The sequence below is a fragment of the Streptomyces sp. DH24 genome (genome assembly GCF_029813775.1).
Taxonomy (GTDB): Bacteria; Actinomycetota; Actinomycetes; order Streptomycetales; family Streptomycetaceae; genus Streptomyces.
The window spans coordinates 100,317-113,617 of the sequence record NZ_JARVKW010000017.1; the positions used below are offsets into that span (position 1 = coordinate 100,317).

General features: G+C 72.0%; 13 protein-coding genes. 5 read left to right on the forward strand and 8 right to left on the reverse strand.

Going from position 1 to position 13,301, the window contains the following annotated elements:
- Positions 1–49: 49 nt before the first annotated feature.
- Complete coding sequence (locus tag QC282_RS16230) at positions 50–1,663, reverse strand: MFS transporter (protein ID WP_279550125.1); 1,614 nt, start codon at positions 1,661–1,663, stop codon at positions 50–52.
- Positions 1,664–2,340: 677 nt separating this feature from the next.
- Here QC282_RS16230 and QC282_RS16235 point away from each other — a divergent pair.
- Positions 2,341–3,375, forward strand: a complete 1,035-nt coding sequence (locus QC282_RS16235) for a phosphatase PAP2 family protein (protein WP_279550126.1) — start codon at positions 2,341–2,343, stop codon at positions 3,373–3,375.
- A gap of 99 nt (positions 3,376–3,474) precedes the next feature.
- Here the strand turns inward: QC282_RS16235 and QC282_RS16240 are convergent, their stop codons facing one another.
- Entirely contained in the window at positions 3,475–3,690 is a 216-nt protein-coding gene (locus QC282_RS16240; protein WP_279550127.1) for an I78 family peptidase inhibitor, read from the reverse strand.
- 437 nt (positions 3,691–4,127) lie between these two features.
- Between QC282_RS16240 and ctaD the strand changes: the two genes are divergently transcribed.
- A complete protein-coding gene (gene ctaD, locus QC282_RS16245) occupies positions 4,128–5,819 on the forward strand; it encodes a cytochrome c oxidase subunit I (RefSeq protein WP_279550128.1) in 1,692 nt (563 codons plus the stop codon).
- An 84-nt stretch (positions 5,820–5,903) separates the two neighbouring features.
- On the opposite strand, the gene QC282_RS16250 is transcribed toward ctaD, so the two are convergent.
- Positions 5,904–6,527, reverse strand: a complete 624-nt coding sequence (locus QC282_RS16250) for a transglycosylase family protein (protein ID WP_279550129.1) — start codon at positions 6,525–6,527, stop codon at positions 5,904–5,906.
- A 260-nt stretch (positions 6,528–6,787) separates the two neighbouring features.
- Between QC282_RS16250 and QC282_RS16255 the strand changes: the two genes are divergently transcribed.
- Positions 6,788–7,588, forward strand: a complete 801-nt coding sequence (locus tag QC282_RS16255) for a hypothetical protein (RefSeq protein WP_279550130.1) — start codon at positions 6,788–6,790, stop codon at positions 7,586–7,588.
- 86 nt (positions 7,589–7,674) lie between these two features.
- Positions 7,675–8,094 (forward strand): hypothetical protein, encoded by a 420-nt coding sequence (locus QC282_RS16260; protein WP_279550131.1) that lies wholly within the window; start codon positions 7,675–7,677, stop codon positions 8,092–8,094.
- A 73-nt stretch (positions 8,095–8,167) separates the two neighbouring features.
- On the opposite strand, the gene der is transcribed toward QC282_RS16260, so the two are convergent.
- The 5 genes from der to aroH all read right to left on the reverse strand — a co-directional run bounded on the left by der (position 8,168) and on the right by aroH (position 12,628).
- Positions 8,168–9,643, reverse strand: coding sequence for a ribosome biogenesis GTPase Der (gene der, locus QC282_RS16265; RefSeq protein ID WP_279550132.1), 1,476 nt, complete (start codon positions 9,641–9,643; stop codon positions 8,168–8,170).
- Positions 9,644–9,690: 47 nt separating this feature from the next.
- Entirely contained in the window at positions 9,691–10,440 is a 750-nt protein-coding gene (locus tag QC282_RS16270; protein WP_279550133.1) for a lysophospholipid acyltransferase family protein, read from the reverse strand.
- Positions 10,398–11,075 carry a (d)CMP kinase gene (gene cmk, locus QC282_RS16275; RefSeq protein WP_279550134.1) on the reverse strand — a complete coding sequence of 226 codons (678 nt, stop codon included), beginning with the start codon at positions 11,073–11,075 and terminating at the stop codon, positions 10,398–10,400. Before cmk ends, QC282_RS16270 begins: the two co-directional genes overlap by 43 nt.
- Positions 11,076–11,183: 108 nt before the next feature.
- On the reverse strand, positions 11,184–12,269 hold the full coding sequence (locus tag QC282_RS16280) for a prephenate dehydrogenase (protein ID WP_279550135.1): 1,086 nt from the start codon (positions 12,267–12,269) through the stop codon (positions 11,184–11,186).
- Positions 12,266–12,628 carry a chorismate mutase gene (aroH, locus tag QC282_RS16285; RefSeq protein WP_279550136.1) on the reverse strand — a complete coding sequence of 121 codons (363 nt, stop codon included), beginning with the start codon at positions 12,626–12,628 and terminating at the stop codon, positions 12,266–12,268. The genes QC282_RS16280 and aroH overlap by 4 nt, the downstream gene beginning before the upstream one ends.
- A 254-nt stretch (positions 12,629–12,882) precedes the next feature.
- Between aroH and QC282_RS16290 the strand changes: the two genes are divergently transcribed.
- A complete protein-coding gene (locus tag QC282_RS16290) occupies positions 12,883–13,296 on the forward strand; it encodes a Rieske (2Fe-2S) protein (protein ID WP_279550137.1) in 414 nt (137 codons plus the stop codon).
- Positions 13,297–13,301: the final 5 nt, after the last annotated feature.

Here is a 13,301-nt window from a genome sequence, read left to right on the forward strand (position 1 = left end):
TCACGACGGCTTCCGACGTTACGACGCAGTGTCCCGCACGTCCACTCCCTCAGCGGGCCGTGACCGGCGGCGCGTGGGCGGGCGCCTCGGCCTCGCGCGGTCCCGGCAGGCCCACCGCCTGGGCGTCGCAGTGCATCAGCCGCGGCAGCCGCAGTGCCATCACCGCGCCCAGCAGCAACAGCCCCGCGCTCACCAGCAGCGTCACGTGCAGCCCGTGCACGAAGGCGTCCCGCGCCGCCACCCGCAGGGCACCGCCGACGGGCCCGCCGAGCTGCGCGGCGACCTCGTAGGCCTCCCCCAGCGAGTGCGACGCGGCGGCCGACGCCGACGACGGCACCCCGGGCACGGACGTGAGCCCGGGCGCGTAGGCCGCGTTCATCACGCTGCCGAGCAGGGCGATGCCGATTCCGGCGCCGAGCTGGTAGGACGTCTCGCCGATGGCCGCGGCCCCGCCCGCCTGCTCCGGCGGCGCCTCGCTCAGCATCGACTCGTAGGCACCGAACAGGGTGGTCTCCAGGCCGAAGCCGAGCAGGACGAAGCCGGACAGCAGCAGCGCGCAGTTGTCCGCGGTACCCATGGCCGTCAGCAGCACCACCGCGCCCGCCGTCAGGCAGAACCCGAAGCACACCATGCGGCGCGGCCCGAACCGGCGCAGCATCCGCGCGCCCGCAAGACCGGCCGCCATCGCCGCGAAGGTCAGCGGCACCAGCCGCAGGCCCGTCTCCAGCGGGGACAGGCCCAGCACCAGTTGCAGATACTGCGCGGCGATCAGCTCGAGACCGACCAGCGCGAGCATCGCCAGCACGATGCAGCCGACGGACGTGCTGAACGCGGGCCGTCCGAACATGCGCAGGTCCACCAGGGGCTGCGGGCGTCGCCGCTGCCGCCGTACGAAGAGGACCAGCAGGGCCGCGCCCGCCACCAGCGGCAGCACGGTCAACACGCTGCCGGGCGGCTCGCCGCCGCCGAGCCGTTTCACGCCCAGCACCACGCCGAACAGCCCGGCCGCCGCCATCAGCGCGCCGACCACGTCCCAGGGGCCCGCGCCGTCGCCCTTCGACTCGGGCAGCAGCAGCCGGCCCACCGGCAGGCTGACCAGCATCAGCGGGATGTTGACGAAGAAGACCGAGCCCCACCAGAAGTGCTCCAGCAGGAAGCCGCCGAGCAGCGGTCCGACCGCGGCGCCCACCGCGGCGACGGCGCTCCAGATGCCGATGGCCAGGGCCCTCTCCCGCCGGTCGGGGAAGACCTGCCGCAGGATCGACAGCGTGGCGGGCATGATCATGGCGCCGCCGACGCCGAGCAGCGCCCGTGCCGCGATGAGCACCTGGGCGCTGTCCGCGACGGCCGCCATGCCGGAGGCGACGCCGAACAGGGCGTAGCCGAGGAGCAGGACGCGTCTGCGGCCGACGCGGTCGCCGAGCGTGCCGAAGAGGATCAGCAGCGACGCGCAGACGAGCGGGTAGGCGTCGACGATCCAGAGCAGCTCCATCGCGCCGGGCCTGAGGTCCTCCGTGACGGCGGGGACGGCGACGTGCAGCACGGTCGCGTCGACGGCGACCAGCAGCAGGCTGACGCAGAGGACGACGAGGACCACCCAGCGGTTGGCACCGGCCCCGGCCGCCCGACGGCGCAGCGCGGCGGCCGTGGTCGTCCCGGACATGTACGTACCTCCCAGAAGCTCCCTCGCGGTCGGCGGGCTCACGGGGTGGGGACTCCCGTGACTCGGCCGGGGAGGAGCGGTGGTCCCCGGCCCGCGCATCGAAGCGAGTGACACGTCAGGGTACGCGAGTTCGTCCGGGTGCCGAGTGGCGGACCTCTCACAGCCCGCGCCCAGGAGTGTGGCGTACGCCACTCCCACTCCCCGCCCGCGCGGACGCCGGACCCACAGGAGCATTCACCAAAATGCGTGGTAAAAGCAGGCAAATTGGGCGCAGTGAATTCCGGCCTCGCCGACCGGGCCCGCCTCGCGAGGCATCGTCGCTGGCCAGAGGCGTGCGTGCACGCGTACAGGGGCCCGGGGGCCCGCATTTCGCGGGTTGTATCGTGCGGTTGAACGGTTGAATAGGCGGCGCCCTTCCCCCCTCTTCCGGCCGTTAATCACCACGGCTTGCGCGTGTTCGCGTGCCAGGACTTCCAGGTGGCGGGGCGGTAAATCGCCGAGGAACACCGATCCACCGCGAAATGAAGTTCAGGGCCTTTGATCCCGGATTTCGGCGGCAAAGGAACCATTTGGCACACGGGAGAAGGTGCTGTTTGAGGCGAAGACCACATCACATAGGCATTACAAACCCTTCCGTCTGGCCAATCCGCCTACCGGGGCCATGTAGCGTCGATTGGGTGCGTACCAAAACGAGCCCCACCCGTCTGGACCGGGTGTTCGCCAGGCTGGACCGTGAGCCGCAACGGCCGGCCCACATCGACGTGCCGCGCATGAGCCGGCACCGGGTCGTGCTGCTGGCGGGGACCCTGGCCGTGTACGTGGCGATCGTGTGGGCCGTCGTCATCACCTCGTGGCTCGTCCGCCTCGACTGGCAGGTCATGTTCTTCCGGCCGTACCAGCAGTGGCAGGAGCTCCACGCCTTCGTCGACTACTACGTCGTCCTCGGCCAGCGCGGTCCCACCGCCGTGATGATCGCGGCCTGGCTGGGCTGGCGTTCCTGGCGGCAGCACACGCTGCGCCCGCTGCTCGCCCTCGGCGTCTCGCTGCTCCTGCTCAACGTCACCGTCGGCGCCGCGAAGTACGGCATGGGACGGCTCGGACCCCACTACGCGACCGAGGTCGGCTCCAACGAGATGTGGCTGGGCGGCGACATCTTCCCCAGCGGCCACACCGCCAACGCCGTCGTGACCTGGGGCATCCTGGCCTACCTGGCCTCCACCCCGTGGGCCCGGCGCTGGCTGTCCGCGCTGTCCGCGGTGACCTCGCTCGGCGTCGGCATGGCCACCGTCTACCTCGGTACGCACTGGCTGAGTGACGTGCTGCTGGGCTGGGTCGCCGGCCTGCTGATCCTGCTGGCGCTGCCCTGGTTCGAGCCGCTGATCGCCCGCGCCGAGGCCCGCATCCTGGAGCTGCGCGACCGCTGGTTCGCCCGCCTGCGCCGTACGGCACCGGCCTCCGCCCCGGCCGGCGTGCCGGTCGCGGTCACGTCGTGCCCCACGTCCGCCGAGGAGGAGGCGCCGGCGTGCGAGCCGGTCCCCGCGGGCCGCTCGGCGCGGACGCCGGTCTATCTGGCCCCCGGTCCGCACACCACCCGCTCCGAGCGCACCCCGGTCACCCCGGCGGGCAGCAGGCGCCCCCACCCGCACGCCACGCACCCGGACCGCGCCACGCGCGGCTCGGGGCCCCCGGCGCGCCCCGTGACGGGCGGCTGACCACCGGCAGGTCCGCGGGGCCGGTACGCACCCTCCCCGCACGACGACGGCCCCGGCTCCCTCTCGGGAACCGGGGCCGCGGTGGTTGTCGCAGGTCGCTCAGCCTTTCCAGGCCCGCGCCACCAGACCGTCCTTGACCTCGAAGTTCAGCCGGCCCACGCGGTACTCCATGGTGATGATCGCGCCCGGTGGCAGCGCCCGCACCGTCGACCAGCCGCGCTCGCGCGCGAGGGCTTCGGCCCGTTCGGACGCGAGGCCGACATAGGCGTCCGGACTGTCCTGCGGTTCGGCGGGTGGAGTCGGAATCGGTGCCATGCCGTCACGCTATGCCCTGACCGGCGAGCGGGGAAGTCCGGGCCGGGAACGTTCGCCGGGGCGTGCCTCCCCCGTCACGCTTCTGTCACAGGACGACGACAGCCGCCCGGCGCGAACTCGCTCACACGGACGAGCGGTTCCGTAGGCCTTCCGCAGGTATTCGAACGTAATTCCCGCGTGTCCTGCCGCCGGTTGGAATAGCCGGGCGGAAAGGTGCCGTGAGAAGTTCCCCGGGCTCCTTTTCATTCCGGCGTCCGAGCTGTCCGAGCCGTGCGGGGTGTCCCGAGCGGCACGGGAATTGGCCGGATTCCGGGAACGTGTCGGTACGGCCCCTGGAGCAATGCGTGGGGACGCGCGCATGATGGCGTGAGCCCGGGGCACGCGTGGCCCGGGCATCGGCGGGCCCGGAACGCGATGAGCGAAGGGGCGAGCGAGCGATGGCGACGCAGACCGTGGAACCGGCGGCACGACCCGGCCGGACACCGCGCGGGAACAGGTACGGCCGGGTGGTCGTGGACTGGCTGACCACCACCGACCACAAGAAGATCGGGCACCTCTACCTGATCACGTCGTTCGCGTTCTTCCTGATCGGTGGCGTCATGGCGCTGCTGATGCGGGCCGAACTCGCCCGGCCCGGACTGCAGATCATGGACAACCAGCAGTTCAACCAGCTGTTCACGCTGCACGGCACGATCATGCTGCTGCTGTTCGCGACACCGAGCTTCGCGGGCTTCGCGAACGAGCTGATGCCGCTCCAGATCGGGGCGCCCGACGTGGCCTTCCCCCGGCTGAACATGCTGTCGTACTGGCTGTTCCTGTTCGGCGGGCTGATCGTGCTCGGCTCACTGCTGGTGCCGACCGGTCCGGCCGCCTTCGGATGGTTCGCCTACGCGCCGCTCAACAGCATGGAGCGCTCGCCGGGCGTCGGACCCGACCTGTGGATCATGGGCCTGGCGCTGGCCGGGTTCGGCACGATCCTCGGCGCGGTCAACTTCGTCACGACCATCATCGGGATGCGCGCCCCCGGCATGACGATGTTCCGGATGCCGATCTTCACCTGGAACACGCTGTTCACGTCGATCCTGATCCTGATGGCGTTCCCGGTGCTCGCGGCGGCGCTGCTGTGCCTGGAGGCCGACCGGCGGTTCGGCAGCCATGTCTTCGACGCGGCCAACGGCGGGGCGCTGCTGTGGCAGCACCTGTTCTGGTTCTTCGGCCATCCCGAGGTGTACATCATCGCGCTGCCGTTCTTCGGCATCATCACGGAGATCATCCCGGTGTTCAGCCGGAAGCCGATCTTCGGCTATCTGATGCTGGTCGGCGCGACGATGGCCATCACCGGTCTGTCGATGGTCGTGTGGGCGCACCACATGTTCGCCACGGGCGCGGTGCTGCTGCCGTTCTTCTCCTTCATGAGTTTCCTGATCGCGGTGCCGACGGGCGTGAAGTTCTTCAACTGGACCGGCACCATGATGAAGGGCTCGCTGTCCTTCGAGACGCCGATGCTGTGGGCGGCCGGCTTCCTGGTGTCGTTCCTGTTCGGCGGGCTGACCGGGGTGATCCTCGCGTCGCCGCCGCTGGACTTCCACGTCACGGACACGTACTTCGTGGTCGCGCACTTCCACTACGTCGTCTTCGGCACCGTCGTCTTCGCGACCTTCGCCGGCTTCTACTTCTGGTGGCCGAAGTTCACCGGCAAGATGCTGGACGAACGGCTCGGCAAGATCCAGTTCTGGACGCTGTTCACCGGCTTCCACACCACGTTCCTGGTGCAGCACTGGCTGGGCGCGGAGGGCATGCCGCGTCGCTATGTCGACTACCTCGCGGCGGACGGCTTCACCGCGCTCAACATGGTCTCGACGATCGGCTCGTTCCTTCTCGGCATGTCGACACTGCCGTTCCTCTACAACGTCTGGAAGACCGCCAGGTACGGCAGGAAAGTCGACACGGACGACCCGTGGGGCTACGGACGCTCCCTGGAGTGGGCGACGTCCTGCCCGCCGCCCCGGCACAACTTCACGACCCTCCCCCGGATCCGCTCGGAGTCCCCGGCGTTCGACATGAACCACCCGCAGTACGCGGCGGAGATCCCGCAGCCCGAGCCGAAGCGGCATCAGGCCGGCCAGTGACCGCCCCCGATCACCGTGAACCACCCGCCGGGCCGACGGGTGGTTCACGCGGCCCGTCCGAACCGCGGGCCGGGGCCGTCGTGTTCAGTGGCGCGGCGCGGGAGACGGTTCGCCGGACAGCGGCGGGCCGAACACCGCCGGACCCCGGTTCGCGTCCTGGGCGCGGGCCGAGCCCTTCGGGATGACCAGCAGGGTGCCGACGCGCAGCAGGTCCGGACGGGGCCCGACGGTCTCGCGGTTGGCGTCGTACATGCCGCGCCAGCCGCCCTTGACGCCGTACTTGCGGGCGATCGAGGAGAGCGTGTCGCCGGGCTTCACGGTGTGCATGCGGCCCTTGAGCCCGTACCGCTTCGAGCAGACCGGCCAGGCGCCCCAGCCCTGCACGGCCAACACCTCCTGGGCCACCGCGATCTGCTCGGCGCGGGTGGCGAGGTCGGCGCGCGGGGCGTAGTCCAGGCCGCCGAACTCCCGCCAGGTGGGCTGCCAGAACTGCAGTCCGCCGTAGAAGCCGTTGCCGGTGTTGGCGTCCCAGCGCCCGTCGCTCTCGCAGTCGGCGACGCAGTCCCAGGGCCACTTGTCCTTCGGGCAGTGGCGCGGCGCGTTCGCCGCGGGCGGGGTCTCGGAGGGTGCGGCCGCGTGCGCGGCGCCGGGGGCGAGGGCGGCGAGCAGGGCCGCGGCCAGGGCGAGCGTGATCGGCTTGGCGTGCATCGCCACACGCTAGGCGGCCACCGGCGTACGGCCCTCCAGGCTCGTCCGGTGCGGCACGGCGGCCCACCCGGTCGGCGGACGGGATGATTCCGCACCGGCCCGGTGCGCGCCGCGCCGTGTGCGGTCCGTATCCGTTCGCCGCGATGCGTGACTCCCCCCACGGCTCGCCCGTTGTCTTCTTCATGAGCCGGGGACCCACCCGGACCACGAGCCGGGAGCCACCCGGCCTCGTCACGTACCGCATCCCGAGGGAGCCACCCGTGCCGCGCATGCTCGACGTCAGCGACGAGGTACGCGCCGAGATCGGCGACGAAGAAGCCGACCGGCTGCTCGCCGGAGATACCGCCCCGGGCAGTTACGACTGCACCTCCTGCCGCACTCCGGGCGACTCGGAGCAGGAGCGCACCAGCACCGTCCTGTTCATCGGGGACGAGACCGCCGTCCTCGCCTTCGCCCACGCCACCTGCCTGCCCTCGCAGGTCGTCCAGGTCACCGAGGAGCAGCTCCAGGGGGCCGTGAAGTCCATCACCGGCGACAGCGCCGGCGCGCCCGCCACCCAGCAGGACATGCCCGAACAGGCCACGCCCGAGCAGGCCGTCCTCGGGGTGACCAGCGGACTGGTGCTGATCGCCGGGGAGTTGCACCCGGCGCTGGTGGTCGAGCCGACCACGCCGATCGTGCGGCCCGGCACCACGGGCAGCGGCGACGACTTCCTGCCGCTGCTCATCGAGCAGGGCTTCATGCCGGTGACCGAGCTGTCGGCGGTGCCGCCGGTGCTGCACGGCTGGTCGGTGCTGCTCGCCATGGGCCAGCTGCACGCGGTGCTCCAGCCGGGCCCGAACGGCGGCCAGCCGGTGGCCTGGTGGCAGGCGCACCAGCCGCTGCTGGTCACCGACGGCTGGCGGGCGGCCGCCAACAAGCACCAGCAGGTGCTGATGTTCGCGGCGTCCGTCGGTTCCATCGGCCGCCAGCCGCGCGAGGACCTGCTGCGGGACGCGCTGGACAAGGCCGCGGCGAACGGCAGGCTGGTCGCCGCGGCGCTGCCGCTGACGGGCACCTGAGCACGTCCCGTGTCCCCGGCGGTGGTTGACCTGCGAAAGCCGCCCCGGAGCCGCATCCCCTGGCGGGCGGGGTCGTTTGGACATACGTGCACACATACGACGTTCCCCGCCGCCAGTCCTATCAGCCGCTGCCTCCCGGGCGACCGGTTCGGGACTCCCAGGGCGGCCCATCGGCCACGCCGATCTACGACGCGCTCTACGCCGAGTACGTCAAGTCCTTCCGCACGCTGCCGGGCGACCGCAGCGGCGAGGAGGACCTGGGCTTCACCGCCTTCGGGAACAACCCGTACGGTACGGGCTCGCTCGGCGGCCTCGGCCAGGGGTCGCACGGCAGCTCGTACAGCGCCTACAGCGCCTACAGCGCCTACAGCGCGGGTGCGCACAGCGCACGCCACACCACGGGCCAGTTCACTCCGTGGCAGCGCGTCGGGCGGATCGAGCGGCAGGCCTCCGGGACGCAGCACGTGCCGGCCGCCCTGCCGCCCGGTCCGCGCCGCGGCCTGTGACGCCCGGCACGGCACGGCACGCCGGAAGGGGCGGCCCCTCGTGGGGGCCGCCCCTTCCGGCGTGTTCAGCGGGTCACTTCTTCCTGCCGCGCTTCTCGCGCACCCGCACCGAGATGTGGATCGGCGTGCCCTCGAAGCCGAACTCCTCGCGCAGCCGGCGCTCGATGAAGCGCCGGTAGCCCGCCTCGATGAAGCCGGAGGCGAACAGCACGAACCGCGGCGGCCTGGTGCCGGCCTGCGTGCCGAACAGGATGCGCGGCTGCTTGCCGCCCCGCACCGGGTGCGGGTGGGCGGCGACGAGCTCGCCGAGGAACGCGTTCAGCCGGCCCGTCGGGACCCGGGTCTCCCAGCCCGCCAGGGCCGTCTCGATCGCCGGGACGAGCTTCTCCATGTGGCGGCCGGTGCGCGCCGAGACGTTCACCCGGGGCGCCCACGCGACCTGGCCGAGCTCGGTCTCGATCTCCCGCTCCAGGTAGTAGCGGCGCTCCTCGTCCAGGGTGTCCCACTTGTTGAACGCGAGGACGAGCGCGCGGCCCGCCTCGACGGCCATGGTGAGGATGCGCTGGTCCTGCACCGAGATGGACTCGGAGGCGTCGATGAGGACGACGGCCACCTCGGCCTTCTCGACGGCGGCGGCGGTGCGCAGGGAGGCGTAGTAGTCGGCGCCCTGCTGGAGGTGGACGCGCTTGCGGATGCCGGCCGTGTCCACGAACTTCCAGGTGACACCGCCGAGTTCGATCAGCTCGTCGACGGGGTCGCGGGTGGTGCCGGCGAGTTCGTTGACGACGACGCGCTCCTCGCCGGCCACCTTGTTCAGCAGGGAGGACTTGCCGACGTTCGGGCGGCCGATCAGGGCGATGCGGCGCGGGCCGCCGACGGCGGTGCCGAAGGTCTGCGCGGGGGCCTCCGGGAGGGCCTCCAGGACCTTGTCCAGCATGTCGCCGGTGCCGCGGCCGTGCAGCGCGGAGACCGGGTAGGGCTCGCCGAGGCCCAGCGACCACAGGTAGGCCGCGTCGGCCTCGCCGCTCGGGCCGTCCACCTTGTTGGCGCACAGCACGACGGGCTTGCCGGCCTTGCGCAGCAGCCGTACGACGGCCTCGTCGGTGTCGGTGGCGCCGACCTTGGCGTCCACGACGAAGACCACGGCGTCGGCGGCCTCGATGGCGTACTCGGCCTGCGCGGCCACGGAGGCGTCGATGCCGAGGACGTCCTGCTCCCAGCCGCCGGTGTCCACGACCTTGAAGCGGCGGCCCGCCCACTCGGCCTCGTAGGTGACGCGGTCGCGGGTGACGCCGGGCTTGTCCTCCACGACGGCCTCGCGGCGGCCGATGATGCGGTTCACCAGGGTCGACTTGCCGACATTGGGCCGGCCGACGACGGCGAGCACGGGCAGCGGGCCGTGGCCGGCCGCCTCGATCGCGCCCTCGACGTCCTCCAGGTCGAAGCCCTCTTCCGCGGCGAGCTCCATGAACTCCGCGTACTCGGCATCGCCAAGCGCCCCGTGGTCGTGCTCCTCGCCCGAGCCCTCGGAGTGGATGTGGTCGTTCATGAAGTCCGTACCTCGTTCATCGTGGTGATCGGTGGACCGCCCGTTTCCTAACGGTCTGATCCACTACTCAGTGTGGCCCGGCGGCCGGTCAGCCGCCTGGCGTTTTCCAGGTGCGCGGTGAGCTGCTTCTGGATGCGCTCGGTCGCCGCGTCCAGGGCCGCGCGGGTGCGCCGCCCGCTTCCGTCGCCCGCGTCGAACGGGTCGCCGAAGACGACGTCGATGCGCGAGCGCAGCGGCGGCAGCCTTCTGAGCAACCGTCCGTGCCGCTCGGAGCTTCCCAGCACGGCCACCGGGACGATCGGCGCCCCGCTGCGCACGGCGAAGTACGCGAGCCCGGCGCGCAGCGCGGCGAAGTCGCCCTCGCCGCGGGTGCCCTCCGGGAAGATGCCCAGCACGCCGCCGTTGTCCAGGACGCGCAGCGCCCGGGTGACCGCGGCGCGGTCGGCGGTCGAGCGGTCCACCTTCAGCTGGCCGACGCCGAGCAGGAAGGGGTCGAGCGGGCCGACGAACGCCTCCTTCTTGATCAGGAAGTGCGTCGGCCGGGGCGCCACACCCATCACCATCGGACCGTCGATCAGGTGGCTGTGGTTGACGGCGAGGATCGCCGGGCCCGTCGCGGGCACCCGCCAGGCCCCGAGCACCCGCGGCTTCCACAGCCCGTACATCAGGCCGACGCCGATCCGCCGCCCGACCTCGGCGCCCCTGACGGACGGGGCCGGGGACGGGGCCGGGGACGGGGCCGGGGAGGCCGCCGTCACTTCGCGGCCCGCTTCTCCTCGACGAGCGTGACGACGCACTCGATGACCTGCGGCAGCGTGAGCTCGGTGGTGTCCACCTCGACCGCGTCGTCCGCCTTGGCCAGCGGGGAGGTCTTGCGGGTGGAGTCGGCCGCGTCCCGCTTGATCAGGGCCTCGCGGGTGGCGTTGACGTCGGCGCCCTTCAGCTCGCCGCTGCGGCGGGCGGCGCGGGCCTCCGCGGAGGCGGTGAGGAAGATCTTCAGGTCGGCGTCCGGCAGGACGGTCGTACCGATGTCGCGGCCCTCCACGACGATGCCCCGCTCGGCGGACCGGGCGATGGAGCGCTGCAGCTCGGTGATCCGGGCGCGCACCTCGGGCACGGCGCTGACCGCGCTGACCCTGGAGGTGACCTCCTGGGTGCGGATCGGGCCGGCCACGTCGGTGCCGTCGACGGTGATCGTCGGGTTCGCCGGGTCGGTGCCGGAGACGATGTCCGCCTTGTCGGCGACGGCGGCGATCGCGGCCGGGTCGTCGGTGTCGACGCCGTTGTTGACCATCCACCACGTGATCGCCCGGTACTGGGCGCCGGTGTCCAGGTAGGACAGGCCGAGCTGCGCGGCCACGGCCTTCGACGTGCTCGACTTGCCCGTGCCGGAGGGGCCGTCGATGGCGACAATCACTGCGGCGCGTTCCACTGTGGGGGCACCTTTCCTGGTCCTGGGTGGTGGGCGGGGGCGGAGGGGCCCCGGACAAGGTTACTGCGTACGAGTGGCCCCCCGGTCCACGCCCACGGCCCCCGGCGCCTACTGCCGCAGTGCCCAGCCCCGCTCGCGCAGCGCCGCCGCCAGCAGGGGCGCCGCCTTCGGCTCCACCATGAGCTGCACCAGGCCGGCCTGCCGGCCCGTCGCGTGCTCGATGCGCACGTCCTCGATGTTGACCCCGGCCGCGCCGGCGTCCGCGAAGATGCGGGCCAGCTGTCCGGGCTGGTCGTCGATGAGCACGGCAACGACCTCGTAGACGCGCGGGGCGGAGCCGTGCTTGCCCGGCACCCGGACCTGGCCCGCGTTGCCGCGCCGCAGCACGTCCGCTATGCCGGCGGCGCCCTCGCGGCGCTTGTCCTCGTCGGAGGACTCCAGCGCGCGCAGCGCCCGCACGGCCTCCTCCAGGTCGCCGGCGACGTCCGTGAGGAGGTCGGCGACCGGCCCCGGGTTCGCCGAGAGGATGTCGATCCACATCCGGGGGTCGGAGGCGGCGATCCGGGTCACGTCGCGGATGCCCTGGCCGCACAGCCGTACGGCGGCCTCCTCGGCGTTCTCCAGCCGCGCGGCGACCATGCTGGACACCAGGTGGGGCATGTGGGACACGAGGGCCACGGCGCGGTCGTGGGCGTCGGCGTCCATCACGACGGGCACGGCACGGCAGTGCGAGACCAGTTCCAGGGCGAGGTTCAGCACCTCGGTGTCGGTGTCCCGGGTCGGGGTCAGCACCCAGGGGCGGCCCTCGAAGAGCTCCCCGGTCGCGGCGAGCGGCCCGGACTTCTCCCGGCCGGACATGGGGTGGCTGCCGATGTACACGGACAGGTCGAGGCCGCGCTGCTCCAGTTCGCGGCGCGGGCCGCCCTTCACGCTGGCGACGTCGAGGTAGCCGCGGGCCAGGCCGCGCCGCATGGCGTCGGCGAGGACATCCGCCACGTAGGCGGGCGGTGCCGCGACGATCGCGAGGTCGACGGGCCCGTCCGGCGCCTCGTCGGTGCCGGCGCCGAGAGCCGCGGCCGTGCGGGCCTGTTCCGGGTCGTGGTCGGCGAGGTGGACGACGACGCCGCGCTGGGACAGGGCCAGGGCGGCGGAGGTGCCGATGAGCCCGGTGCCGATGACGAGTGCGGTTCTCACTGGGCGATGTCCTTGCGCAGGGCTCCCGCGGCGCCGAGGTAGACGTGCGCTATCTCGGCACGGGGCCGGTCGGACTCGATGTGCGCGAGGATGCGGACGACGCGGGGCATGGCCCCCTCGATGTCGAGTTCCTGGGCGCAGATCAGGGGGACTTCGACGATGCCGAGCTTGCGCGCGGCGGCGGCCGGGAAGTCGCTGTGCAGGTCCGGTGTGGCCGTGAACCAGATGCTGATCAGGTCGTCCGTGCTCAGCTCGTTGCGTTCGAGGACGGCGGTGAGCAGGGCTCCGACCTGCTCGTCCATGTGGCCGGCCTCGTCCCGCTCCAGCTGGACGGCGCCCCGGACCGCTCGTACCGCCACGGTGATGCTCCTCGCTGACGTGCGTATCGGCTGTGCGTCCGTCCAGCCTAGTCATCCGTTCACCGCCGGTGAGCGATGCCCAATGCGTGAGACGGCCATTCGTGAGACGGCCCCGTGCGGGGTGCTTCTTCCGTACCGCGTTCGGTGCCAGGATGCTGCTTCCACCCCGTTTTTCTCGTTTTCCTGTTCTCCCGCTCATTCTGTTCTTTCTGCTCTTTCTGTTCTCCCGTTTCTTACGCACCTGGAGTGACGACATGGCCGAGAACGCGACCCGGCGAACGGTTCTTCTGGCGGCGGGCGCGGCGGCCCTGACCGCGGGCTGCGGCGGCGGTGACGGCGAGGGCAGGGGGGACGCCGGCCGGTCCGTGGAGGCCACCGGCGGTCAGGAGCTCGCCGCCACGAGTGACATCCCGGTCGGCGGCGGCAGGATCTTCAAGGCCGAGAAGGTGGTGGTGACGCAGCCGGAGGAGGGCGAGTTCAAGGCGTTCTCGGCGATCTGCACGCACCAGTCCTGCACGGTGGCGAGCGTGTCGGACGGCACCATCAACTGCGCCTGCCACGGCAGCAGGTTCCGGGTCGCCGACGGCGCGGTGGAGAAGGGCCCGGCGACGCGTGCGCTGCCCGCCGAGCGGATCACGGTGGAGGGAAATTCGATCCGCCTGGCGTGACGGCC